Raw genomic sequence first — 24857 nt, forward strand, 5'->3', positions numbered from 1 at the left:
CATCGCTTCGCTGCTTCGTCGCAAAGACTTAGCCTCGCAGGCGTCGGCTAATGTCTTGCCTGCGGGATAGCGAGAAAGCCGAGACCCTGCAACGCCCTTTCATGTCTCGAAGCTAGCGAAGCGATGCAGAGACAGGAGCGCAGCGACGAAGCGGCTTGGCGCTCGCCCGCGGCAAGCGCAGCTGGTTGGCGGAATATCGGTTAAGAAAGAATCACTAATAGAAACTTTAACTTCCTCAACAAGCTGGAAAAGGAGCAGCCGCGGCTGCTCCTTTTTCCGTTTCGTGTTTAATGATTAGCCACGAACGATGCCTTTGAATCAAGCTGCTCTTTACTGCCCTTTTCTTCTCCGAAACCGGATCAAAATATAAACCAGAATCCCCGTTACAGTTAGAAATAGATACAGCCGCAAAAAACGGGTGGCCAGCCACTCGCTTCCTGTAAAATCCAGTCCATAATTCAGCAAAACCAAAATTGATAAGACAAGTCCTGCTGCAAAGAAAAACAGGGCGATCCCTTTTATTAAATTCAGAAAAACTTCCATCATCTCAACTCCTTCTCAGACAAATACCTAAAATTTAATCAACAGGCATTTATTGAAAAATCGGAATCTAATAGCAGTTTATGCACAAAATCAAAAAGTTATCCTTTTTTTCTGTGGACTAATAGCGGAAAAAGCGCTTATTCACATGTGGATAACTTTTCTGACAATATCTTATCCACAGGTCCACATTATGGCTATACATTTAAAAAAATAAATGCCTTGCTCGTTTTTAAGTAGTGCGGGGCGTTTTTACTCTCATTTTCCGATGGTCCCGCCGGGCTGGCGCTGAATTGAAAAACAGTTTCTCGCCTTCTGATTCCGGAATCACTCCAGGAACCGGTACCGGTTTTCCGTCATCCCCCATGGCTACCATCGTCAAAAATGATTCAGTGGTCAGTTTTTCTTCGCCGGTCTGCAGGTTTTGAGATTTTACGCGAACATATACTTCCATCGATGTACGTCCGGTAGAAGTCACATTCGCTTCCAACTCCAGCACCTCCCCGACATGGGCTGAGGACAAGAAATCCACGGAATCGATCGAAGCGGTGACCACGACATGGCGGCGTGAGTGCTTCATGGCCGCGATGCCTGCAATTTCATCTATATACGCCAGCACTTTTCCGCCAAAAATCGAATTCATGTGATTCGTGTCCGGTGGCAGCACCAATTTCGTCTGGATTGTTCTGGATTCTTTCATTGGCCTTGCTTCCATATTCAACACTCCTTTCAACTAATGCTAACTTGCGAAAAGCAAAACGGCAAGCTTTCCTGCTATGGTATATTTACATCAAGGGGGGAATAAAGATGACTGAATTTCTGCATATATTAAATACACCTGAATTCCAATCAAAAGAAACACTTAAGCAGCAGCTTAACAGATTGGGCATAAAAGCCGGGGACGACCTTATGGTCCATTCATCGTTAAAATCGATGGGATGGATAGCAGGAGGCGCCCAAGCCGTTGTAGAAGCCTTAATAGAGACCATAACGGCCGAAGGCACCCTGGTCATGCCTTCACAGTCAGCAGACAACTCCGACCCTGTCTACTGGATGAATCCGCCTATCCCCGAAAACTGGCATCAGCCGTTTCGTGAAAGTTCGCCTGCTTTCAACCCTCATTTAACTGAACTCCGGGGAATGGGAAAAATTGCGGAATGTTTTCATCGCCATCCTGATGCCATTCGAAGCCCTCATCCGGCCCATTCATTTATGGCTTGGGGAAAACAGGCCGCCGAATGGATGAGCGAACAGCCGATCGATGATTCGTTTGGAAAAGGCTCGCCGCTTGGAAAAATGATGAAAGCAGATGTCAAGATTCTCTTTATCGGGACCGGGTTTGATTCGTGCACAGCTTTGCATTATGCGGAATTCGTCCAGGAAACGCGGACTACTTCTCCGCAAGGCGCCGCCATGATGATTGACGGAAAACGTGTCTGGAAGACTTATGACTGTGTGGATATGGACTCTGACCGGTTTCCGGAACTGGCAAAAGACTATCCAGGCGAAATTGTTGCCGGCACTCTCGGACAAGCGGAAGTGAAACTCGTTGAGATGCGGCCGCTCGTCGAGTTTGGCATCGAATGGCTCCAGCAGCATCCTGCACCGGTTGAAAAATCGCCTGAAGAAAAGATATAATGCTGTTTAAATTTGATCCACTTAACCGATATTCCGCCGATGTCTTTATGACGAAGAAGCTGAAGCTGGCCCCGCGGAAGTGTCCATCTGAAGCGCAATGAACAAGGCTGCCGAGAATGTATCTGGACCTTAAGAAAAGCCGATCCCAAAAGTAAGGGATCGGCTTTTCTTAAGAGATGCTTTCATCCAGTAAATTTTCGAGCCTGTTATTGTTAGCGTTAAATGAATCCACAAACGCATTAATGATTTCAGCAGGTTCCGGAATCTTTTCCCAGTCCAGCTGATAACCTGCATTAATTGCCAGTTGCCGGGCAAATTCCCGGACGGTGCGTCCATTGCCTTCTCGAAAAGGATGAAGTGCATTCAATTCCGCTAAAAAATAAGCAAGCCGCGGAATGAATTTTTCGCGCGGTAAATCTTTTAAATAACTTTCTGCAGCCAGCTCCGCAAAAATCTTGTGAAGTTCAGACTCGATAAACTTTGGGTGTGCAAAAGAAGAAGATCCTTTTGAAATCATCTCTTTCCGCAACTCACCTGCAAAGGGATACACGTCTTGAAGAATGTATTGATGTATCGCCAAAAATGCTTCCACATCTGTTGGATCTGCAGGCTTTTTGATTTGCAGTTCTGAAAGTCGGAAAAGCGTATAGACTTTTTCCAGCTCTTTCAATTTCTTATCATCCATCAAGTTGAAATGGTTGATCAATACGTCCGAATCCGGATAGCAGTACATCGAGGAATGCTGGTACTTAGACATTGAATTTTGTCTTAATGGCCCGGTGGAATTGTGCTTCCGTCTGTTCACCAGTCAAGACCGACCGAACAAAATTCTGATCCTCATTTGTCACGTTAAACCCTTCAGTGGTGAGAGAATGTGACGCATAGGAAATCGCTTGGTTGGCTTGTTCACGGGAAACCCGGTTCACTAATTTCGTCAAAATCATTACCACCTTTCATTCTTTTATTATAGCATTTCCCGCTCTCTCTTTCCATTGTAAACCGTGGATCCAAGCGCTTTTCTAGCTAAAAAAACCTATAAAAAATAAGAAAAACCGGGTGCGGAAACACCCGGTTTTTCTTATTTCTGCTGCTGCAATTCTTTGGTTTCTTCCGCAGTAAATGCCCTCGATCTCGTCAGAAAACGTTTGCCTTCGACCCCTTCAAGAGAAAACATGCCACCTCGCCCTGTTACTACATCAATGATCAGTTGTGTATGACTCCAGTAATCAAACTGGTTTTTATGCATATAGAATTTGCTGTCGCCAATTTCACCGAGCAGCACATCCTGATCACCAATGAATAAATCGCCTTCAGGGTAACACATCGGTGAACTGCCATCACAGCATCCTCCCGACTGATGAAACATGACCGGTCCGTGCTTTTGTTTCAGCAGTTCTATCAGCTCGAGCGCCGCATCCGTTGCCGTTACACGTTCGACCATTGGTATCCCTTCTTTCCTGGTAAAGAGAAACTTAATCTGCAGGGGTTCATCCTGCAGATTATTAGTTGATCCATTCGGGCTTTTACGGTCAGTTGATTTTTTTACTGACCGTTAAAGCGGGATAAAGAGAAACTTTATCCCGTAGAAATCTTACTGGCCAACGGGATCAAAAGAACCCTTGTTTGTTTTCACTGTAGCTGACAAGCATATTCTTAGTCTGCTGATAGTGATCAAGCATCATTTTGTGGTTCTCACGGCCAACGCCGGACATTTTGTAACCGCCAAATGCAGCATGAGCCGGATATTGGTGGTAGCAGTTTGTCCAAATGCGCCCTGCCTGGATGCCACGGCCGAAACGGTAGGCGGTATTCGTATCACGTGTCCAGATGCCCGCTCCTAATCCATACAATGTATCATTGGCAATTTCAAGCGCTTCTTCTTTTGTTTTAAACGTTGTGACCGATACGACCGGCCCGAAAATTTCTTCCTGGAAAATCCGCATTTTGTTGTCGCCTTTGAAAACTGTCGGCTTGATGTAATAGCCTTCTGCCAAATCGCCTTCTAAAACGTTACGGTCGCCGCCGATCAATACTTCAGCGCCTTCCTGCTTGCCGATATCCAAATACGACATGATTTTTTCCATCTGCTCTTGTGAAGCCTGAGCACCCATCATTGTCTCGGGATCAAGCGGGTTGCCGATTTTGATAGCAGCCACACGCTTTAATGCACGTTCCATAAATTCTTCATAAATGTCTTCCTGGATCAGTACACGTGAAGGACATGTACATACTTCACCTTGGTTCAAGGCAAACATGACAAAACCTTCGATTGCTTTATCAAGGAAAGCATCGTCCTGGTCCATGATGTCTTTAAAGAAAATGTTCGGTGATTTCCCGCCCAGTTCCAGCGTCACCGGAATCAGGTTTTGGGAAGCATATTGCATAATCATACGGCCCGTCGTCGTTTCACCAGTAAATGCTATTTTGCTGATGCGCGGACTTGAAGCAAGCGGTTTCCCAGCTTCCAGACCAAATCCGTTTACGATATTCAATACGCCCGGCGGCAATAAATCGCCCACCAGCTCAGCCCACACCAAAATACTTGCCGGAGTCTGCTCAGCCGGTTTCAAGACAACACAGTTGCCCGCTGCCAAGGCAGGCGCCAATTTCCAAGTTGCCATAAGAAGCGGGAAGTTCCAAGGAATGATTTGTCCCACTACCCCAAGAGGTTCATGGAAATGATAAGCGACTGTATCTTCATCGATTTGGCTGATGGAACCTTCCTGGGCACGGATCACTCCTGCAAAATAACGGAAATGGTCAATTGCCAAAGGCAAATCGGCATTCAGCGTTTCACGGACTGCTTTTCCGTTGTCCCAAGTTTCTGCTACAGCCAGCATTTCCAGATTCTGTTCCATACGGTCTGCAATTTTAAGCAGGATATTCGAACGTTCTGTAGTAGAAGTTTTGCCCCATGCGGTTTTCGCTGCATGTGCCGCATCAAGTGCAGCTTCTACATCTTCCGCTGTTGAGCGGGCGATTTCGGTGAATTTTTTCCCGTTTACCGGCGATACATTATCAAAATACTGGCCCTTCGCCGGAGCACGCCACTCACCATTTATATAGTTTTCATATCTTTCCTTGAATCTGCTTTTCGCGCCTTCCGTATTTGGTGCTGAGTACAATACCATTCTGTTTCCTCCCTTATCTTTTTTCGCCTCTTTGAATCCGCTTACATTTTTGGGATAAAGCAGGATAAGCAACGAGACGGCTTCCCTTCTATATTGTCAAATTAATCGGAAAATTGCAACCTTTTAATTGTAAATTCTTTCTTCATTTCCATCCTTCGTTTTGTTTAAGGTTTTATCAGGGTATAATAGGATATATCAATGAAATATATATTTGAAGGGATTTTTTTATGAGAATCAATAAGTTTTTAAGTGAAACAGGCATTACCTCTAGACGCGGCGCGGATAAATTTATAGAAGACGGCCGGGTGACCATCAACGGCGAGAGGGCCGAACTCGGAAGCAAAGTACAACCTGGGGACGAAGTGCGGGTGGATGGCAACGTTATTGAACAGCCGAAGCAGCAATACGTATATATCGCGCTTAATAAACCCGTAGGCATAACAAGTACAACAGAACGCCATATTGAAGGGAATATTGTCGATTTCGTCAATCATCCACTTCGGATATTCCATGTCGGCCGGCTGGACAAAGATTCGGAAGGTCTGATTTTATTGACGAATGACGGAGATATCGTCAATGAAATTCTGCGCGCCGAAAATGAACATGAAAAAGAGTATATCGTTAAAGTGGATATGCCGGTGACCGAATCTTTTCTGAAGAAAATGTCTGAAGGGGTGGAAATCCTCGATACGAAGACGCTCCCTACGACAACTGAAAAATTATCCAAATACTCTTTCCGCATTATTTTGCGCCAGGGGTTGAACCGCCAGATCCGCCGCATGTGCAGTGCATTGGGATATGAAGTGCGTGGCTTAAAACGGATCCGTATTATGAATATTCATCTCGGAAATCTGCCGGTCGGGGAATGGCGGGATCTAACCGATCAAGAACGGAACGAGTTATTCGATCAACTGGACTATAAACCGAAACGATAGGAGAATCAGGCATGCTTACATTAACGAACACTCCGAACCATACCGGCGTTAAAATCAGCGGCGATTACTTTGATTTGGATGAACTGAATCAGGCGATTTACCATGTAATCGGCGACGAAAACAAATATTATGATTATGCAGGATCCCGCATGCGGATTCTTGGGATTTCATATGAAATTCGCCATGCCGCCCAAGGGGACCGCAATGTCGAATCTGTTTTTAATGGCTTGCATGACCATACGAAAAAGCAGCACAGCTTTATCGCACCTGACAAAAACATTTATTTTTCAACCGAAGTGCTGTGGCCTGAAATTTTGTATGCAGCTATCGCGCTGAAAGATTTCGTCCGCCTCCACCGGGAAGATGCCAAATTTCCGGACTGGGATATTCACTTGCATGTAATCGCCCGCTTCCAGTCTCTTGTCCTTGATTGTCTGCATGGACAAGTTCCCGAAGAAGAGTACCAGCAGATTTTAAAAGCTTTCCAGCAGGCGGTGCCGGGGGAAGAATATGCAATCCAATACATCGATTTCTTAAATATCAAGTATATAGACATGCCCAAAAAACAGCGCGAGAAAAGTTTGGGCGTCATCGCTTTGAAAATTGCTTTGCAAGACAAAGATTATATAACTTTCCGCAACCAGGTTCTGGCGGCGGCTACCCCCAACAAAATGCCGATCCATGAAATCAGGCTGCAGGCTGAGTATCCTGATGAAATTGAGTGGTAATTAAAAGGTACCCACACTGCTGTAATTCCAGCAGGTAGGTTGGAACAGAATTAAAAGGCGGACTTCCTTCGCTATTTGCCAAAAGAAGTCCGCCTGCACGATTAAAAGAATTTTCGGTCCGCTCCTGCCTCAGTTCGAATTTTCACGAGCGCCTGATTTGCAGAACGATAAAATCGCTGACTTCCAGCGCCTCCAAGCTATGCCATTCGCCCGGATTCATATGGAGAATATTCTGCGCAGTTGCTTCTGCACGTTCACCTTCCACTGTAAAAGCTACTTCCCCTTCTTTTATAATGATCAGGACATCGGCATCCACTTCGTGCTCAGCTATAATTTCTCCCCGCTGAAGCTGCATATTCACAACGTTCACCTTTCCAAAAGCCAGTGCTTTATAGATATGCTTCTTCTTGTCATTCAACAAGAACGGTGTATCAATCAACTCTACTTTTTATCCTCTCCTTTTCTTATAATCTTATTTGCCACAAAAAAGCCGGACCCTCCATTTACAATGGAAGTTCCGGCTTTCCTATATCTATTATTCACCTTTCATTTCGGCCACTTTATCCGGATTGTTGTCAATCCACTCTTGGGCAATTTCTTCCGGGTCTCCCCCTTCTTCAATCTTTACAATCATTTCTTCCACTTCATCAATCGAAATGTTCCAGTTGCTTAAAAAATTATAAGCTTCTGGCGCATTTTCTTTCAGTTCTTTGTTTGTAATTACTTCAACAGATGAAGTTTCAAAGAACCCTTTATCATTCGTCAGAACTTTCAAGTCAAATTTATTAAACATCGTGTGCGGTCTCCAACCATAAAAGACCACCGGTTTTTCCTGCGCCATCATGCGCTGAGCCTGAGCAAGCATTGCTCCTTCAGAGGAATTCACCTGTGTGAAGTCAAATTCAAACGCTTCGATGATTTCATCACTTTCCAGTGAAGCACCGGCACCTTTTTCAATGCCAAAGAATTTATTATCGAACTCGCCTTCGCGGCCTTTCAAATCTTCCAGCGTATTGATGTCTTCCATATAAGCTGGAACTACCCAGCCTGTATCTGCTTCGGGGTAACTTATAGATGCGCTTTCAATTTTATCTTCGAATTTATCCAAATAGTTTTGATGCATCGGAACCCAGGCGTCCATGAAGACATCAAGATCTCCTCGTGAAAGACCCGTATAAATACTTCCCGCATCCGCTTCAGTTTCTTCCACTTCATAGCCCATATCTTCCAGTATCAAACCTGCGATTTTAGTCGGTGGCACTGTGCTCGTCCAAGGTGTCACACCGAAAGTGATTGTTTTCTGGGATGCGCCTGCTGTTCCTTCTTCTGTCTGTGAAGTTTCTGAAGAACAAGCCGCCGCTACTGCTGCCAATAAGACCATTATTGCTGTCAATAAAATCTTTTTCATGTCTAATTTCCTCTTTTCCTTTTTATAACTTATGCGCCAAGCCTTGAGTGATGCGATCCATGATAATCGCCAGGACCACGATGCCTAACCCGCCTGTTAATCCTAGACCGACATTGACGGTTGAGATGCCTTCCAAAACAACTGATCCAAGACCAGGTGCACCGATCATCGATGCGATTACCGCCATTGACAAAGCCAGCATCATCGTTTGGTTGATGCCCGCCATAATCGAAGGCGTAGCCAGCGGTAGCTGGACTTTGTACAAAAGCTGCCAGTTAGTAGATCCAAATGCTTTGGAAGCTTCCACAACATCAGCAGGCACCTGCTGAATCCCTAAAGTCGTCATCCGGACAGCAGGCGGTGTAGCAAATACGAAAGTGGCGATTACCGCCGGCACGTTGCCAAGTCCGAACAACAGGATTGCCGGTATCAGATAAACGAAACTTGGTAGAGTCTGCATGAAATCGAGCACCGGACGAACGATACTTGACATGGTTTTATTTGTTGCAGCAATAATCCCCAATGGAATTCCGATGATCACGGATATAAAGGTGGATACGATTACGATTGCCACTGTCTGCATCGCCGCTTCCCATAAATCGACTGAACCGAGGTAAAGGCTTCCAGCGAGTGCGAACAAGGCAACTCCTTTCCCGGAAATTTTCCAGGCCAGCAACATTATTACGATTGTCAGCAGTTCAGGCGGAATGGCGATCAGAATATCTGTCATACCATCGACAAATGTACGCAATCCGTTGCTGATAGCGTCAAAAAATTCACCAGTGACCGGCAAGAGCCAGTCATTTACAAAATTATTTGTCCATTCTTCTAATGGAAGGATGAAGTAATTCATACCGATGCCACCTCATCTTTCCCTAGAACTAATCCGGAAAGGATCGAGACGCGTGAGACGATTCCCAAGAGCTTTCCATTTTCAATAACTGCCAGTGGATATTTGGCTTCGACGGCAATTCCAAAGAGGTCGTTTAATGGGGTTTCTGGTGAGATGGAATGAATATCTTTAATCAGCAATTCACCGATTGCCAAGCTTGATTTATACGATTTAATGGCATCATCAATCGTCAGCAGCCCTTTGAAGTCATTGTCTTTATCAACAACGAATATACTTGAGACCCCTGCATCTTCCATTTTTTTCACGGCTGCTAAGGCACCGCTTTTATCCATAATATGGACAATCGGTTTTTTCATAACATGGGAAGCCATCAGCACTTTAGAGCGGTCCACATCTTTGACGAAATTGGAAACATATTCATTGGCGGGGTTCTCCAGAATTTCATCTGCAGTTCCAACTTGGACGATTTCGCCATTTTTCATAATGGCAATCCGGTCACCCAGCTTTAGTGCTTCATCCAAATCATGAGTAATGAATAAAATTGTTTTGCCTAATTTATTCTGCAGTTTCAAAAGCTCGTCTTGCATTTCTTTGCGGATTAGCGGATCAAGCGCACTGAATGCTTCATCCATCAGCAGGATGTCCGTATCATTGGCCAGTGCCCGCGCCAGCCCGACGCGCTGCTGCATACCGCCGCTGAGTTCTTTTGGATAACTGTTTTCATACCCTTTCAAACCGACATCCTCGATCGATTGCTGAGCTCGCTTGTTGCGTTCTTCTTTATTGATTCCTTGAATTTCCAAGCCATAGCCGACGTTTTCCAATACTGTCCGGTGCGGGAATAAACCGAACTGCTGAAAAACCATGCCTAGCTTTTGGCGTCTGGCATTGATCAATTCATTTTTGTTCATCTTTGTGATGTCTTCTCCATCAATGAGCACTTCACCGTCAGTAGGTTCAATCAGCCGGTTCACAAGGCGGATCAAAGTCGACTTCCCACTGCCTGATAATCCCATGATTACGAAGAATTCACCGGGATCAACAGAGAAAGTCGCTTGGTTGACCCCAACGGTCATGCCGGTCTTTGCCAAGATATCTTCTTTTTGTTCTCCATTTTTCAAACGTTTCAGCCCTTGCTGAGGCTGAGAACCAAAGATCTTCGTTAAGTTGTTCACTTCAATCTTTTTCATCAACATTCTCCTCTTTTTCTCTTGAACCGGATTTAACGCCTGATTCCGATTGTCCGGCCTGCTTGTTTTGGCAAGCTCATCTCTTTATGTTCATTCTTTATTCTTTCCACAGCTATAGCGACAGGTTCCGGAAAAGATGCCGGTTTCCCCTGCTCCGAATCTATGCCCATCAGCATCTGTTCACTCGTTGCCACGCAGTCTCCAGCATCATTTTCCAGGGTGAAAAATACATGGAGGCGCTTGGCATCACTGTCCAGAAGCTGCATTTTTGCGCTAAGCAATTCATGTTCATGGGCTTCCTTCAAATAGCACAGATGCGTTTCCAGCGTGAAAAATGTATAGTTGTGCTTTTTACGTGCTTCAGCATCCAATCCGATAGCTTCGATAGTTTTATCGACAGCCAAACTGAATACTTTGGCATACGCTGCGTCATTCATATGGCCGTTATAATCGACCCATTCACTTAGAACTGAAACTTTGTATTCCATATTTGTTTCCGCCACACCGCATCCTCCTTTTGAACGCTCAGTTTTTCATGGCCAATTTCGTTTCAGGCCAGTAAGATTCAACCAGATCAAGCAGCTCCACTAAGAATTCATTGCGCTTATTCTCAAGTTCCATAATACTTGTATCACCCGCGTGGCTTTCGCAGCCGTTAATGACTTTTTCTTTCAGTTCATCCGTCAATTCTGGAGCCTCAAGTTTTGTCCATGGCAGTTTCAGTGCCGGACCGAACTGATCAAGCATATGCCGCATGCCTTTTTCCCCGCCTGCCAAATGGAAGGTCATGAATGGCCCCATTTGTGCCCAGCGAAGCCCAGCGCCATAAACGATAGCTGCATCCACTTCCTCGGTCGTCGCCACTCCGTCATTGACCATATGCAGTGCTTCACGCCACAATGCTTCCATCAAGCGGTCCGCAAGATGGCCTTCAATTTCTTTTTGGATGATCAAAGGTTTCATATCCACCTCTTCAAAAAATAAGCGTGCACGATCCATCACAGCTGCATCCGTCTGTTTTCCAGCGACCAGTTCAACGAGCGGCAAGAGATATACCGGGTTGAACGGATGTGCGACAATCAGCCTTTCCGGATGTTTGAGGCCTTCCTGCAATATGCTTGGCACGATGCCTGACGTGCTGGAGCCGATGATGGCTTCGGGTTTGGCGTGTTCATCGATGCTCGCCAGGACCGCTTTTTTCAATTCTTCCCGTTCAGGAACATTTTCCTGGATATAATCCGCCTCACGCACTGCTTCCTCGATTGTCGGCTTGAAGGTAATGCGACTTTGATCAGCGCCTTCCGCCAATCCCATTTTTTCGAGAGACGTCCATGCCTGTGAAACAGCCTTTTTCGTCCGGTCTTCTGCCCCTTCAGCAGGATCGAAAGCGATGACATCATATCCTTTTGCCAGGAATCGGGCAATCCAGCCGTTGCCGATGACACCGGTCCCTACGACCGTTATATTCTTTATTTGCGCTTCATGACTCATTATCGATCACCTCCGTAAGGGTTGCTGAGTTGGAAATGGATACGTGCTTCTGCAGGGCTCATTACTTCAACGCCGCTCGCATGCAATTTTTTGACCGCTTCGTCAACCAGCTGTTCGTTGCTGGCAAATATCCCTTTGCCCAGATAGAGATTGTCTTCAAGACCTACCCGGACATTTCCACCATGCTGTGCCGCCATTTCCATAATCGGCATCTGCATGCGCCCGATACCGAAAGCCGACCAGTGAGCGTTTTCAGGAAGGCGGTTTTTCATGTACAGCATTGTTTCTTCATCCGCTTCCGCTCCCCATGGAATACCCAGGCAAAACTGGAACATCGGATCACCATCCACTAAGCCTTCGTCAATCAGCTGTTTCGCAAAACGCAGATGTCCTGTATCGAAGCATTCAAGCTCCGGCTTTACTCCGCTTTCCTGAATCAACTTCGCTTGCTCCCTAAGCCAGCTTGTCGGGCTCATGTAAACCATGTCCCCGAAATTGACGCTGCCGCAGTCAAGTGTGCACATTTCCGGCAATAATGAACCTACCGGTTCATGGCGTTCAAAGGGAGTCTGCATATCTGTCCCTTTTCCGCCAACTGCCGGATTTGCAAGATTAGGGATGAAATCTCCTCCACCGCCTGATGTAATATTAATAATTACATCCGTTTCCGACTCACGGATCCGCTCAATAATCTCTTTATAATGATTCAGGTCATGGCTAATGCCGCCTGTTTTTGGATCACGCGCATGTACATGCGCAACGGTCGCTCCCGCTTTCGCCGATTCAATAGCCGATTCTGCTATTTCTTTTGGTGTAACTGGGACATAACTGCTTTTTGCCGTTGTATCCCCAGCACCAGTCACAGCTGCTGTTAATAAAATTTTTTGTTTCAAGCAAATTCCTCCAATACATTTTAGTTCTATCGGCTCATTCTTTTTATGTATTTTGTTACTATAATTATCTGCTAATTTTCCGATGCTTTAAACTGTACCATCTGGACGGTAATGTTTCAAGGTCACTTTTTGCTTCCTTCGCTTTACAGTGCCTGTATTCTGATTTTTCAAACCGGTTTTAACCTTTGAACTTAAAGGTTTTTTCAAAAAATAGTCGTCTTTAATTTTTTTCAAAAAAAAATCAAATCATCCGAAGATGATCTGATTTTAAGCTGATTACTCACTTGCCCATGAAATTAATTTTTTATAAATTGCCGCCTTCTTTTCGTCTGTCAATTGATTAATGTCAAAAAGTTCGTTTAACCATAATCCATCTGTTGCCAACCGGATAATGGTGGCTTTCACTGGATCGATTCCATCATTTTCGATTTCTGATTGCCAATCCATATAGAGATTCCTGATAGGATCCAGGAGCTCCTCGTTCACAGCTTTCGCCGCAAGCAGGCCTGAAGTCATATCTGTTTTTTTATAAGGTTTGTTAAATGTAACATCCACGTATGATGTGGTCCATTTTCCTTTTTCCAATAAAGATTCCTGTGCTGCCGCTGCAATCTTTTCACGGTAATTATCTGCCAGATGCTCGACCATTCCTTGGACCAAAGCTTCTTTTGATGGAAAATGATACAAGAGACCACCTTTGCTGACACCTGCTTCCGCTGCCGTGGCCTCTAAAGTCAGATTAAAAATCCCTCTTTCACTGACTATTTTTGATGCTGCATGTAAAATTTCTACTTTCCTTGTTATTCTGCCCACATGAAACCCCCTCCGTTATGAATTTGTTTCTCACTATACTACCTGGACGGTTTTTTTACAAATTCATTCCAGAATTATTTAAAAAATCGTTTTAAAATATAATGATTTTTGTTTCATTATTCCATGAGCTGCGGTATTTCTGTTCATCATACCTTAATGCCCTTGCTGCTTCCAACTGCTTGACAGCTCCAAAATCCTCATGCCTAATTTTGGCGCAACTTTGTTTACTTAGTTATTTATTATAGCTTCTTTAAAGTGAAATTTAAGCGCCGTATACTCATTTTAACTTTTATACTACCTATATGTTTCGGTAGAGCCGCTTCTTTCTCTGTTTAACCCATGTACCTTGAAGGGTATATTTTTTACAAGACATCTTTTATCATGGTCGGGAGTTGATCCGGTATGGCAAAAAAGTTTATTCCATTTATGCTCGTTTTATGTTTGGCGGCTTGTGGAGGAGAAAATGCAGAACTCACTGACGAAGGTGAAACGGAAGTTACTGCTCCTGAAGGAGAATTTGACCCAACCGCCCCTGAAGATGTAGATGAAGCAGAGCCCATCACATTCACTGCTTTGGCGAATGGAGAAGTCGAAGAAGGGACAGCGGTCATTTTATCAGGAAAAGTTGAAGAATTGACAGATGATGGCGCTTTTCCTGCGTTTATCTTAACTGACGCGAAAAACCGGGTATTTATCCGCAATATGGCTGAAACCTTAGTTGAGGCAGGAGATTCTGTAACAGTGCATGGCATCTATGATGGAACAGCTGAAGAGGATTTGCCCCTCATTTCTGCATCCGTTATTGAAACAGAATAACTCTTTACTATCCGTTCAACATATAAAAACCAGCTCACAAAAGAGCTGGTTTTATATGTTGATAAAGTTCATCGTTCAGGTTCAGCCGGTTCTGATACGTCATCGAGCGCGATTTCTGCATTATCGTAAGATTTGTCTTTTACCGCGATATCGCCTAAAGAAACAATCCCCACCACTTTATCGCCTTCTACAACAGGCAGCCGGCGTATTTGATGCTGGGCCATCAAATTCGCTGCATCTTCAACATCCATATCTGTGCTGGCTGTCACCGGGTCGGAAGAAAGAATATCCGTTACCGGGCTGTCCAATGCTTTTTGTTCAGCTATTCCGCGTGTGACGATATCCCGATCCGTTATGATTCCCACTAATTTATCATTGTCTACAATAGGAATCGATCCGACATCCAAATCTTTCATTTTTGATGCAACCTCTTGTAAAGAGGTTTGGGGTGAGCAAGTATCCACATTGCTGGTCATAATTTCTGTAACTTTCATGGTCTATTCCTCCGTTTTAGTAAAGTTATTTTGTTAACTTACAGTCTTAACGAAGCTTTTCCAATTTTCCTAATCTGCTACATTCCATCACTTATATCCGTGGACTTGCCTCCTTTCATCAGCGTCTATTACTCTTTAACCGATTTTCTGAATTAAAAACGCATTTATCGAAAAGAAAAGATGGATCCGATTCAAACATCGGATCCATCTTTGAGTCATTCACTTATTCTACCAATTGAATAAATTGGCGTGTCCGTTCATGCTGCGGATTTTCGAAAAAGGTTTTTGGATCGGCTGATTCGACGATGACGCCTTTATCCAGCAAGATTACACGGTCCGCCACTTCCCTTGCAAACTTCATTTCATGCGTGACGACTACCATCGTCATTCCTTCTTCAGCAAGCCGTTTCATAACTTGCAGCACTTCGCCCACCAGTTCCGGGTCAAGCGCCGATGTAGGTTCGTCAAACAACAGGACCTTCGGTTGCATCGCTAAGGACCGGGCTATAGCGACCCGCTGCTTTTGGCCGCCTGACAGCTTACTCGGATAGACGTTCGCTTTTTCAGCAAGCCCTACTTTTTCAAGAAGTTCCATACCGAGCTGTTTCGCTTTTTCTTTATCCATCTTTTTCACGATGACAGGCGCTTCAATTACATTCTCCAGCACGGTTTTATGCGGGAAAAGATTGAAATGCTGAAACACCATTCCGACTTCAGCACGGATATCCGCCAGTTTATCTTTTTTGGGATTAACGACATGGCCGTCAATGGTAATTTTTCCGCTGTTCATTTCCTCTAAAAAGTTGAAACAGCGTAAAAGTGTGCTTTTTCCCGATCCGCTGACACCGACAAGAACCACAACTTCCTGGGGTTTCACATGTAAATCGATGCCTTTTAACACTTCCAAATCCCCAAAGGATTTGTGGATGTTTTCTCCAATGATCATCATTTGTCCCCCCTTACACTTTGTCTACGTCCAGTCTGTTTTCATACCATCTGACGATATAAGTGAAAATCATAACCAGCACTAGATAATAAAAACCAACAACTATAAATGTCTCGAATTGCTTAAAGGAACTTGCTGCTGCCCGATTCGCGACCGAAAACAATTCCGCTACCCCGATCATCCAGACAAGAGATGAATCTTTCAGAGTGATGATGAACTGGTTCCCTAACGGCGGAATGGAACGGCGCAGCGCCTGTGGAAAAACAATTCTCCGCATGGTCTGGCTGCTCGTCATGCCAAGCGCCCGGCTTGCTTCAGTCTGCCCTTGGTCAATCCCTTGAATGGCGCCGCGGAAGATTTCTGCGATGTAAGCCCCGTTATGGACCCCAAGGGCAATGGCCCCTGCCCAAAAATTGTCCAAAACCACAATTTGCGTGATTCCAAAATACAAAAACATGATTTGGACGAGTAATGGTGTCCCACGGATGATCGTAATATAGAGATTTGCGATGCCCTGCAGAATTTTTGATTTAGAAATTTTCATTAGTGCAAAGAATAGGCCCAGGACCGTCCCGAGAACAACAGAAATCGCAGTTAATTCAAGGGTGATGACAACGGCATCTAAAAATCCCGGATATGTGGTTAGAAAAATATCAATTATCGTTCGAATGCTCTCCATGGCTTTTCCCCTCTCTCAGCTTAGCGCAGAACTTCGATTCCTTCTGTCTCCACTTCGAGGAGGTTAGTGCCGAACCATTTTTCAGAAATCTCCGCATATGTTCCGTTCTCAATAATAGCATCCAATGCTCTGTTAACCTCTTCTAACAAGGCCTTATCTTCCGGACGCACAGCAATCGCCGCTTCTTCTATCCACAGGTTTTCACCTACGTCTTTGATCTCAAGATCGGCATTCTGTGCTTCAAACCCAACCACGTCAGCGGTGATGACCGCATCTATTCTTCCTGGTACCAAGTCCTGCAAAGCGACCACGTCACTATTATAGTACTGGATATCATCTGTATACTCCTGAGCTGCTTTGTCGTATGTCGACTGTGCAACTACCCCGATTTTTTTGCCTTCCAGGTCTGCCACTTCTTTAATTTCATTGTTGTCTGCAGCAACGAAAACTTTACCGCCTGACAAATAGTACGGGTCTGAGAACGCAACCGTCTTCGCACGTTCGTCTGTAATCGCCATCGAACCGATTACGGCATCATATTTCTTGCCGATCAATCCTTGGATGATTGTTTCAAACGGGTTGGTTACCGGATTATGTTCCAGTCCCATTTCTTTCGAAAGGGCTGCACCAATTTCAATATCAAAACCTGTCAGTTTTCCGCCTTCTTCATAGTTGAATGGTTTATATAGTCCGCTGGCTGCAGTAGTGAATTTACCTTCTTCCAATAAACCCAGCTCATTGCCGCCGCCTTCAGTGCTTGATCCACCCGAACCGGCTGAATCTTCTGATCCTCCGCAAGCTGACAAAACCAAACCCGCCGATAAAATTACACTTAAAAATGATAATTTCTTTTTCATCTTATTCTCCCCTTTTCGTTTTATATAATTGACCAAAGCGCCAAAGCGTTTCGGGACTTGCCAGAATGATAAATGCTTTTTTAATAAAAAATATCTTTTTGTTTATAAACGGCTTCAATTCTAGCCAGATTCTCTTTTACTTTGCCATGCTCTTTCACATATACAAAACGCATAATGGAAGTTAGCAGTGCATGAACCGCCGTATATGAATCAATATTCAAGTTTGTATTGAGTGAGACTTTAAGCGCGATATCAGCGGATGCTAAAGCAGGTGATTCAGATGAATCCGTTAACAAGATAACTTCCGCTCCCCGTTCTTTAGCAGAACGGACTGTTTCGACAACCATTCTGGTGTATCGCGGGAACACAAATGCGATTAAAATATCTCCCGGCCCTATCTTAGATAATTGGCTGTAATAATGCCGATCTGCCGGATAAATCATTTCCGTAAAACCGATTGTCATATCCAGCCATCCCGAAAACCAATGGGCCAGTCCATAATCAAAAAAATCACTTGCAACGTAGATGTGTTTGGCAGAACAAATCAAGTCAACTGCTTGCAGAAGGTCTTCTTCATTCATCGACTGCTTTAACTTAATGATGCTTGTAATTTCCGCATCGAGCAGGTTTTCCAAAAAAGATTGGTCGGCGTTCGGTTCCAGTGTTTCTTGTTCAGCCTGTTCAAACCTTTCTTCAGCCAGCTTCCGCTGAACCACTTGCTGAAACTCGGCATAACCCTTATAACCTAATTTTTGCGTCCATCGAATGACGGTCGATTCACTGACATTTACTCTTCTTCCTACTTCCAGGGCAGATGAGAATGCCAAAAAAATAGGTTCCCGGAAAAAAAGATCTCCTACTTTCTTTTGTCCAGTACTGAAATCCTTATATGCCTCTGAAACACTTCGCAGTAAATCCTGCATCTATCACGCCTCCAAAACAAGAACTTACTCAAATACTTATAAAAAGTATACATTTCTGCAGGAATTCCTGCAATAGTTATTCAAATATTCTAGATAAATAATTACTTATAAATATTTGGAATATTTATTCGCTGTATAGCTATTCTTCGTCCCTATTATGTATTTATAGCTTTTTGGCTTAATGAACCAAAGAATTCTTTAGCATTTGAAAGAAGGCGGCTCACAAATTCTTTCAAAGAGGAGGGAAAAGTGGAATTATGCAGAATTTTCAGCGGCAATATTAAAAAACATTCCCTAGTCCTTTCATCACTAAACGTTATTCTGATACAATAATGAAATATTTGTAGCACTTAAATATTCTGATTTTTCAGGTTTCTATATTTTTTAAGGGGGAATAATTAATTAACAACATCTGTAAATAAAGGGAAAGGAGGAGAAGATGGATGAGAGGCTTGAATTCTGTTGCCCTTATTTTGCTGATTATCGGAGGAGTGAACTGGCTGCTCGTCGGGTTGTTTCAATTTGATTTAGTAGCAGCCATTTTCGGCGGAACCACATCAATCTTGTCACGAATCATTTATGTGATTGTCGGACTATGCGCGCTCTACGCTCTAAAATTCCTGCCAATGGTAAACCATGATCATCGACACAGCGATGTACGCCGTTAAAAAGGCAGTCCACTGAATTTTTCTTGCTCAATACAAAAAATCCTTCATGCCGAAAGTACGGCATGGAGGATTTCATTTTGTTTATTTCAATATTTTAATCTTTACGTTTTTTCTTCCCCATTTAAGGGCTCTGCTTTTCGAAGGAATAAATACATCGATTTTATTGCCTTTAATGGCACCGCCTGTATCTCCGGCTACGGCATAACCGTACCCTTCAACATGGACTTTTGTGCCCAATTTAATGACTCTTGGATCGACTGCAATAACTTTTAATCCCGGGTTTTTCTTCAGGTTAATCCCGGTTCTAGTAATTCCAGAACAGCCTTTGCATGATGCGGTATATGCCGAAGCTGAAACTGTAAATTCTTTAACCACTGATCCCGCTGATGAACGTGATGGTGTTTTTGCTTTAGAGGCCTTCTTCGCTGCAGATCCTGTAACTTTCAACTTTTGTTTCGGTTTGATGACATCGGATTTTAATTTGTTCCAAGACTTTAAATTGCTTACCGATACTTTGTGCATTTTAGAAATTTTATATAAAGTGTCTCCATTTTTAACTGTATATGTACTTGCTGCCGCTGAACTTTCCAGTGAAGTGCCAAGGAACAAAACCAGTGCAAAACTTAGAATAATCAATAGTTTTTTCAATCTGTTCTCTCCTTTGTGGGTGTTGTAAGTGTTTTTTCAATAACAATAAAATAGCACGGCAACATTACAGCCGTGTAACATTCTATGACTTGTTTCATTACAGTTTGACTGCTTTTCGTGACATAAGCACTTTTCGTTTGTAAAAAACCTGCTCATTACGGTTTATGAAAAGGGATAAAAGACGTGACTTTTGTATAATATTTCCCTGTTTTTCAATTCCGTTTTATCTAATACATATAAAAAAGCGGATGCTGTTTTGCACAGCATCCGCTTTCAAATCATTTATTGGCTTTATGGACTTTCAAGGTTTTCCCTTTGATCGTCTTGTCTCTCATAGCTTTCAGCACCATGGGGCCTTTGCCGTTCAAGATATCAATATAAGTAACAGTATCCTGGATTTTAATAATCCCGATATCTTCTGCTGTAACTCCTGGAATGCTCGTTAAAGTGCCTACAAAATCGAAAGCACGCAATTTCTTTTTCTTCCCGCCGTTAAAATACAGTTTCATGATGTCTTTATTGACTTGCTCGTTTTTATTCTTTTTAAGCTCGGGCAAGCTTTCCAATTTTTCCATGAAAGCAGGTTTAGCCGCGCTCACTTCTGCAGGCGATGGAGCTGTTCGCTCCGGAATTTCAAAGCCGATATAAGATTCGATTTCACTTAAAAATTTATCTTCATGCGGTGTTACAAAAGTGATCGCTTTCCCTTTTTTTCCGGCACGGCCTGTTCTTCCTGCCCGGTGCACGTAGCTTTCTTTCTCAAGTGGAATATCAAAATTAATCACATGGGTAATGCTGTCGATATCGATTCCCCGGGCTGCCACATCAGTGGCAACTAAATATCGGAACTCACCGCGCTTGAATTCGTTCATCACCGCAAAGCGGTCTTCCTGCATCATTCCGCCATGTAATTTATCACAGGTATAATCATGCATTTCAAGTTGTTCCACCACAAAATCGACATTGTCTTTCGTCCGGCAGAAAATAATGCAGCTATCCGGATTTTCAATAATCGTTACATCGCGCAGCAAAGAAAATTTCTTTTTCTCTTCGACCGTGTAAAGCGAATGTTCAATCCGGTCTGTTAATGTCTCAGTAGATGCGATTTCAATATGTTCTGGATTGTCCATGTATTTGCGCTGTAGATTTTCTACATTTTCAGGCAGCGTAGCAGAAAAAAGCATGGTTGTCCGCTGTTCAGGCAATCTATTAATAATGGCTTCCACTTGTTCAATAAAGCCCATATTAAGCATTTCATCCGCTTCATCGAGCACCAGGTATTCAATCCGGCTCAAATTCAAAGTTCCGCGTTCGATATGGTCAAAAACACGCCCTGGAGTTCCTACGACTACATGGCATTTCTGCTTCAATTCGGCTTGCTGGTATGCAAATGGCTGTTTGCCGTACACTGCCGCTGCCTTAATGCGTTTAAAGCGGCCAATGTTTGTAATGTCTTCTTTCACTTGGTCAGCCAGTTCCCGTGTCGGCGTCAATATAAGCGCTTGCGGTTTATTTTCTTCCCAATCGACCAATTCGCAGATTGGTATTCCAAAAGCCGCAGTTTTCCCGCTGCCCGTCTGTGATTTAACAGCCACGTCAGTCTTTGAAAGTGCTACTGGAATCACTTTTTCCTGCACTTCAGTCGGTTTTGTATACCCCAGACCTTCCAGTGCTTTCAAAATCGGTTCACTGATTTTATATTGGTTAAATTTTGTTGTATTCATGTTCTTGCTCCTTCTCCGCTCAAAAAAATCTATACGTCGTTCTATTATGGCATGGATGAGCCTGTTTCTTCCATTAAACAATTATTAAGTTTTTATTCACTAAAAAATCAGCGGAAAAATCACCGCTGATCGCCATACAAACTATTGGTCCAATAAGCTGACGGAAACTTTGACGTCGAGCGATTGGCTGCCGCCTCTGTATACGCCCTGTACAGGACTGACGTCGTTATAGTCCCGGCCAACCCCAACCCGTATATGGTGTTCAAGAGCTTCTACATTATTTGTCGGATCCAGCCCTACCCAGCCGATTCCAGGCACCATCACTTCTACCCAGGCGTGGCTTGCGGCATCCCCGACAAGCGCCGAATTTTCCCCGACATATAAATAACCGCTGACGTAGCGGGCTGGAATTTGATTGCCGCGCAAAATCCCCAGCATAACATGGGTGATATCCTGGCACACACCTTTCATCAAACCGTATGATTCCTCCGCTTTTGTTGAAACCGTCGTGGATTCCCCGTCATAGGTAAAGCGGTCATGCAGATAACCCATCACATCAATTGAGAACTGCACCGGATTCTGCATTTCCCCTAAATCCCTTCCGATCTGCTCAATTTGCTCAGGGCTTAAATACGTATAAGAAGTATTGCTTAAATAAGCCATATACTGTTCACTGAATAATTTGGAATGAAAAATGGCATTCATTTCCGGTGAATACTCAATGCGGTGAATAAAAGGGCTTTTCTGGATACTGACAATAGACGTCGTCTTAACTTCCAGATTCTGATGGTGTTCGGCAATGAAAAATGTCTCTACTTCATTTCCCCAGATATCAATATGCTCTTTCGTAAGTGTCGCCGGGGTGATATCAGCCCGGTAAGATAATAGGCGCTGCGTTTCATCCGTTTTCGGTTTCAAGCGGATGGAATTCATGCTTTGGTCTACAATCGTTTCGTATTTGAATATATTTGCATGCTCGACTTTATACTTCATAGTGGTAATTCCCTTCGCACTAGTAGATTGAGATTGGCTTTGGCTATTGGCTGTTTCTTCCGTTGAAGGATCAATCAAATAATAAGTCTTTGAGAAAAGCTGGCCAATTTCATTACAGCCATCCTGGAAATGATTTAAAAAATCCATCATTTCATCGGCAGAGAGCTCGTCTATATCGATTTCATTAAATTCCGTTCTTACTTCATCGAGCTTTGCAAAAAGCTCCCATGAATAATGAGAAACTTTTCCTTCTTCCATTTCATCCACTGCATCTCTCACATGATCCAGGCAATAGCGGATGGAGCGCGGGAAAGATTTATCTGAAATGAGAAAACTTAGAACCTGGCGCGGGTCCATTTTCGGCAGATGGGCTTTTAAATATGCTTCATAGCCTTTAGTCATCCTTAAAGCGGATAACCAGTAATAATAATCCTCTGTTTGTTCCTGCAGCTGCTGTTCATAAGTCCGCTCACAGACGACATTTAAAATCCGCGCTGTTTTTTCGGCCCGTTCCAGCCATTTGCCGATTTTGATAATCTGGTATTCCACGCCCCGCTGCATGGAGGATTCAATAATGCCCTGGGAAGTCAGGGAAGTCGTTTTCACCAACTCCAGAAACTCCCGGATTTCGCTTGTCAGGCATTGCTGGGAATTTATGTTCTGCAACGCTAAATAACAGCTGTTCCAAGCTTCCCAGTAATCATCCGTTATATGGTCTCTGCTGACCCGTGCATTTTCTCTTACCAGCCGGACACAGTTGGCAATCGAATTCAGGTTATTGTCCGACATCGCCAAATAATGGATCAGTTGATCTTCGTTATAAGATGAAAGTGATTTGAGATAGTTTAACTCCTGCCATGACGAACAAATCTCATACGTCAGTTTCCAGTCACTTTCCCTGACCAGTTCTTCGTCAGACGCTTCAATCATCTGGAGCAATTGCACATCCAATATACGGGCATTGTTTTCAGCGCGCTCTGCATTACGCGACATCCAATATAATGAGTTGGCTACACGGCTTAACATTAAAGAGCCCCCCTCTCTTCTTTTTCTTTATAGACCCAGGTATCTTTCCCGCCTCCGCCTTGAGAAGAATTGACGACGAGTGAACCTTTTTTCAATGCGACACGGGACAATCCGCCTGGCAGCACACGGCTTTTGGCCCCTCTCATGACAAATACCCTCAAGTCGACATGGCAAGGATAAAAATCTTCTCCCTGATACGCCGGAGCTCTTGATAATTTGATGGTCGGCTGGGCGATGTACTGGTGCGGAGTTTCTAAAATTTTCTCCCGGAATTTTTCAATAAGCTCTTTTGAGGCATGCGGACCAACGAGCATGTCATAGCCTCCCGACGCGCCGACATTCTTTACTACCAGTTCTTCCAGATGTTCAAGCACCCATTCGCGCTCTTCGGGGTTATCGAGCAGATAGGTTTTGACATTGTCGATAATCGGTTCTTCATCCAGATAGTAACGGATCATTTCAGGAACATAAGCATAGATCGCTTTATCATCGGCCACACCATTGCCAATGCCGTTCAGGATAGCCACATTTCCATGCCTGTATGCCTGTACCAATCCTGGAACGCCAAGAGCGGAGTCTTCCCGGAATGCCTCCGGATCCAGGAAGTCATCATCAATGCGGCGATAAATAATATCTACCCGCTTCAAGCCTCGGATAGACTTCATATAAACAATATTATTTCTGACCACTAAATCCCGGCCTTCAACCAGATCGATGCCCATTTGCTGCGCCAAGAAGACATGATCATAATAAGCAGAATTATACATGCCAGGAGTCAACAATACCGCGAACGCTTTGTCGCCTGTCGCTTTAGGTGCATGATCCAAAATCGCCTCATGTAAATGAGACAGCTGATGTTCCAAGGCATGGACCGAATGTTTGGAAAAGAATTCAGGGTATACTTGGCGCATTACATAGCGGTTCTGATAAACGTAGGACATCCCGGAAGGGTTCCGCAGATTGTCTTCGAGAACATGGTATTTTCCATTCTCGTCGCGGATCAAATCGATGCCGGCTAAAAAGATGTGGTTTTTCAGTGGGATATCAATTCCTTGCACTTGTTTCGCATAATAATACGGATTTTCTTCAACCAGTCTTCGGGGAACCACGCCATCTTCGAGGATTTTCTGATCATGGTAAACATCGTCTAAAAAACGGTTGAGGGCTTCCGTACGTTGAATCATTCCTTTTTCGATCGTTTTCCATTCTTCAGGTGAAATAATAATTGGAACAAAATCAAAAGGCATCGTCCTCTCAGTGCCGACATTATTGTTGTAAACAGTAAACGTAATGCCTTGGCGCAAAAAGGAAAGCTGGGCCGTTTCATGTTTTTCTTTTAAATCATCTTTTGAAAATTGAGTGAGCATCTCATGAAATTTTCGGTAATGGGGTTTTGGCAGGCCTTCAGCCGTAAACATCTCATCAAAAAAAGGTTTTACCTTATAGGATTCGAACATGGAAAC

At 43.9% G+C, this 24857-nt stretch carries 28 protein-coding genes; 5 read left to right on the plus strand and 23 right to left on the minus strand.

Annotated elements, in window-relative coordinates; all coding sequences use genetic code 11:
• Positions 1 to 330 precede the first annotated feature (330 nt).
• On the minus strand, positions 331 to 546 hold the full coding sequence (locus AC3AQ9_RS10060) for a hypothetical protein (RefSeq protein ID WP_488307335.1): 216 nt from the start codon (positions 544 to 546) through the stop codon (positions 331 to 333).
• A gap of 226 nt (positions 547 to 772) precedes the next feature.
• Complete coding sequence (locus tag AC3AQ9_RS10065; protein WP_488307336.1) at positions 773 to 1255, minus strand: acyl-CoA thioesterase; 483 nt, start codon at positions 1253 to 1255, stop codon at positions 773 to 775.
• A 92-nt stretch (positions 1256 to 1347) separates the two neighbouring features.
• Between AC3AQ9_RS10065 and AC3AQ9_RS10070 the strand changes: the two genes are divergently transcribed.
• Positions 1348 to 2178, plus strand: coding sequence for an AAC(3) family N-acetyltransferase (locus AC3AQ9_RS10070; protein ID WP_488307337.1), 831 nt, complete (start codon positions 1348 to 1350; stop codon positions 2176 to 2178).
• A 169-nt stretch (positions 2179 to 2347) separates the two neighbouring features.
• On the opposite strand, the gene AC3AQ9_RS10075 is transcribed toward AC3AQ9_RS10070, so the two are convergent.
• From AC3AQ9_RS10075 to adh, 4 genes are all read right to left on the minus strand, one after another.
• Positions 2348 to 2935, minus strand: coding sequence for a Fic/DOC family protein (locus AC3AQ9_RS10075; RefSeq protein WP_488307338.1), 588 nt, complete (start codon positions 2933 to 2935; stop codon positions 2348 to 2350).
• Positions 2928 to 3122: a hypothetical protein gene (locus AC3AQ9_RS10080; protein ID WP_488307339.1), complete on the minus strand. Its 195-nt coding sequence runs from the start codon at positions 3120 to 3122 to the stop codon at positions 2928 to 2930. The genes AC3AQ9_RS10075 and AC3AQ9_RS10080 overlap by 8 nt, the downstream gene beginning before the upstream one ends.
• A 134-nt stretch (positions 3123 to 3256) precedes the next feature.
• On the minus strand, positions 3257 to 3619 hold the full coding sequence (locus AC3AQ9_RS10085) for a DUF779 domain-containing protein (protein WP_488307340.1): 363 nt from the start codon (positions 3617 to 3619) through the stop codon (positions 3257 to 3259).
• A gap of 166 nt (positions 3620 to 3785) precedes the next feature.
• A complete protein-coding gene (gene adh, locus AC3AQ9_RS10090) occupies positions 3786 to 5309 on the minus strand; it encodes an aldehyde dehydrogenase (protein WP_488307341.1) in 1524 nt (507 codons plus the stop codon).
• 227 nt (positions 5310 to 5536) lie between these two features.
• Between adh and rluF the strand changes: the two genes are divergently transcribed.
• A complete protein-coding gene (rluF, locus tag AC3AQ9_RS10095; protein ID WP_488307342.1) occupies positions 5537 to 6244 on the plus strand; it encodes a 23S rRNA pseudouridine(2604) synthase RluF in 708 nt (235 codons plus the stop codon).
• 11 nt (positions 6245 to 6255) lie between these two features.
• The gene (locus AC3AQ9_RS10100) at positions 6256 to 6972 is read left to right on the plus strand and encodes a DUF6904 family protein (RefSeq protein WP_488307343.1); all 717 of its coding nucleotides are present in this window, start codon (positions 6256 to 6258) and stop codon (positions 6970 to 6972) included.
• A gap of 142 nt (positions 6973 to 7114) precedes the next feature.
• Here the strand turns inward: AC3AQ9_RS10100 and AC3AQ9_RS10105 are convergent, their stop codons facing one another.
• From AC3AQ9_RS10105 to AC3AQ9_RS10140, 8 genes are all read right to left on the minus strand, one after another.
• Positions 7115 to 7411, minus strand: coding sequence for a cupin domain-containing protein (locus AC3AQ9_RS10105; protein WP_488307344.1), 297 nt, complete (start codon positions 7409 to 7411; stop codon positions 7115 to 7117).
• 96 nt (positions 7412 to 7507) lie between these two features.
• Entirely contained in the window at positions 7508 to 8380 is an 873-nt protein-coding gene (locus tag AC3AQ9_RS10110) for a glycine betaine ABC transporter substrate-binding protein (protein WP_488307345.1), read from the minus strand.
• Positions 8381 to 8402: 22 nt separating this feature from the next.
• Positions 8403 to 9233, minus strand: coding sequence for an ABC transporter permease (locus AC3AQ9_RS10115; RefSeq protein WP_488307346.1), 831 nt, complete (start codon positions 9231 to 9233; stop codon positions 8403 to 8405).
• Positions 9230 to 10423: a quaternary amine ABC transporter ATP-binding protein gene (locus AC3AQ9_RS10120; RefSeq protein ID WP_488307347.1), complete on the minus strand. Its 1194-nt coding sequence runs from the start codon at positions 10421 to 10423 to the stop codon at positions 9230 to 9232. The genes AC3AQ9_RS10115 and AC3AQ9_RS10120 overlap by 4 nt, the downstream gene beginning before the upstream one ends.
• 32 nt (positions 10424 to 10455) lie before the next feature.
• Entirely contained in the window at positions 10456 to 10926 is a 471-nt protein-coding gene (locus AC3AQ9_RS10125) for a thioesterase family protein (RefSeq protein ID WP_488307348.1), read from the minus strand.
• A gap of 22 nt (positions 10927 to 10948) precedes the next feature.
• Positions 10949 to 11914, minus strand: coding sequence for an L-carnitine dehydrogenase (locus AC3AQ9_RS10130; RefSeq protein WP_488307349.1), 966 nt, complete (start codon positions 11912 to 11914; stop codon positions 10949 to 10951).
• Complete coding sequence (locus AC3AQ9_RS10135; RefSeq protein WP_488307350.1) at positions 11914 to 12807, minus strand: beta-keto acid cleavage family enzyme; 894 nt, start codon at positions 12805 to 12807, stop codon at positions 11914 to 11916. The genes AC3AQ9_RS10130 and AC3AQ9_RS10135 overlap by 1 nt, the downstream gene beginning before the upstream one ends.
• A 276-nt stretch (positions 12808 to 13083) precedes the next feature.
• Positions 13084 to 13620 carry a TetR/AcrR family transcriptional regulator gene (locus AC3AQ9_RS10140; RefSeq protein ID WP_488307351.1) on the minus strand — a complete coding sequence of 179 codons (537 nt, stop codon included), beginning with the start codon at positions 13618 to 13620 and terminating at the stop codon, positions 13084 to 13086.
• A 402-nt stretch (positions 13621 to 14022) separates the two neighbouring features.
• Between AC3AQ9_RS10140 and AC3AQ9_RS10145 the strand changes: the two genes are divergently transcribed.
• Positions 14023 to 14436, plus strand: coding sequence for a hypothetical protein (locus AC3AQ9_RS10145; protein WP_488307352.1), 414 nt, complete (start codon positions 14023 to 14025; stop codon positions 14434 to 14436).
• A gap of 68 nt (positions 14437 to 14504) precedes the next feature.
• Here AC3AQ9_RS10145 and AC3AQ9_RS10150 read toward each other — a convergent pair whose 3' ends face one another.
• The 5 genes from AC3AQ9_RS10150 to AC3AQ9_RS10170 form a co-directional block, all read right to left on the minus strand.
• A complete protein-coding gene (locus AC3AQ9_RS10150) occupies positions 14505 to 14930 on the minus strand; it encodes a CBS domain-containing protein (RefSeq protein ID WP_488307353.1) in 426 nt (141 codons plus the stop codon).
• Between the two features lie 223 nt (positions 14931 to 15153).
• Complete coding sequence (locus tag AC3AQ9_RS10155; RefSeq protein ID WP_488307577.1) at positions 15154 to 15876, minus strand: amino acid ABC transporter ATP-binding protein; 723 nt, start codon at positions 15874 to 15876, stop codon at positions 15154 to 15156.
• A gap of 13 nt (positions 15877 to 15889) precedes the next feature.
• The gene (locus AC3AQ9_RS10160; RefSeq protein ID WP_488307354.1) at positions 15890 to 16555 is read right to left on the minus strand and encodes an amino acid ABC transporter permease; all 666 of its coding nucleotides are present in this window, start codon (positions 16553 to 16555) and stop codon (positions 15890 to 15892) included.
• Positions 16556 to 16575: 20 nt separating this feature from the next.
• The gene (locus AC3AQ9_RS10165; protein WP_488307355.1) at positions 16576 to 17412 is read right to left on the minus strand and encodes a transporter substrate-binding domain-containing protein; all 837 of its coding nucleotides are present in this window, start codon (positions 17410 to 17412) and stop codon (positions 16576 to 16578) included.
• A gap of 80 nt (positions 17413 to 17492) precedes the next feature.
• Positions 17493 to 18335, minus strand: a complete 843-nt coding sequence (locus AC3AQ9_RS10170) for a MurR/RpiR family transcriptional regulator (protein ID WP_488307356.1) — start codon at positions 18333 to 18335, stop codon at positions 17493 to 17495.
• A 443-nt stretch (positions 18336 to 18778) separates the two neighbouring features.
• Here AC3AQ9_RS10170 and AC3AQ9_RS10175 point away from each other — a divergent pair, with 443 nt between their 5' ends.
• The gene (locus tag AC3AQ9_RS10175; protein ID WP_488307357.1) at positions 18779 to 19003 is read left to right on the plus strand and encodes a DUF378 domain-containing protein; all 225 of its coding nucleotides are present in this window, start codon (positions 18779 to 18781) and stop codon (positions 19001 to 19003) included.
• Positions 19004 to 19084: 81 nt separating this feature from the next.
• Here the strand turns inward: AC3AQ9_RS10175 and AC3AQ9_RS10180 are convergent, their stop codons facing one another.
• From AC3AQ9_RS10180 to AC3AQ9_RS10195, 4 genes are all read right to left on the minus strand, one after another.
• Complete coding sequence (locus AC3AQ9_RS10180; protein ID WP_488307358.1) at positions 19085 to 19651, minus strand: 3D domain-containing protein; 567 nt, start codon at positions 19649 to 19651, stop codon at positions 19085 to 19087.
• A gap of 278 nt (positions 19652 to 19929) precedes the next feature.
• Positions 19930 to 21375: a DEAD/DEAH box helicase gene (locus AC3AQ9_RS10185; protein ID WP_488307359.1), complete on the minus strand. Its 1446-nt coding sequence runs from the start codon at positions 21373 to 21375 to the stop codon at positions 19930 to 19932.
• Between the two features lie 141 nt (positions 21376 to 21516).
• Positions 21517 to 23394 carry an alpha-E domain-containing protein gene (locus AC3AQ9_RS10190; protein WP_488307360.1) on the minus strand — a complete coding sequence of 626 codons (1878 nt, stop codon included), beginning with the start codon at positions 23392 to 23394 and terminating at the stop codon, positions 21517 to 21519.
• Positions 23394 to 24851, minus strand: coding sequence for a circularly permuted type 2 ATP-grasp protein (locus AC3AQ9_RS10195; RefSeq protein ID WP_488307361.1), 1458 nt, complete (start codon positions 24849 to 24851; stop codon positions 23394 to 23396). The genes AC3AQ9_RS10190 and AC3AQ9_RS10195 overlap by 1 nt, the downstream gene beginning before the upstream one ends.
• Positions 24852 to 24857 lie beyond the last annotated feature (6 nt).

The sequence above is a fragment of the Planococcus sp. VCh962 genome, assembly GCF_057748275.1.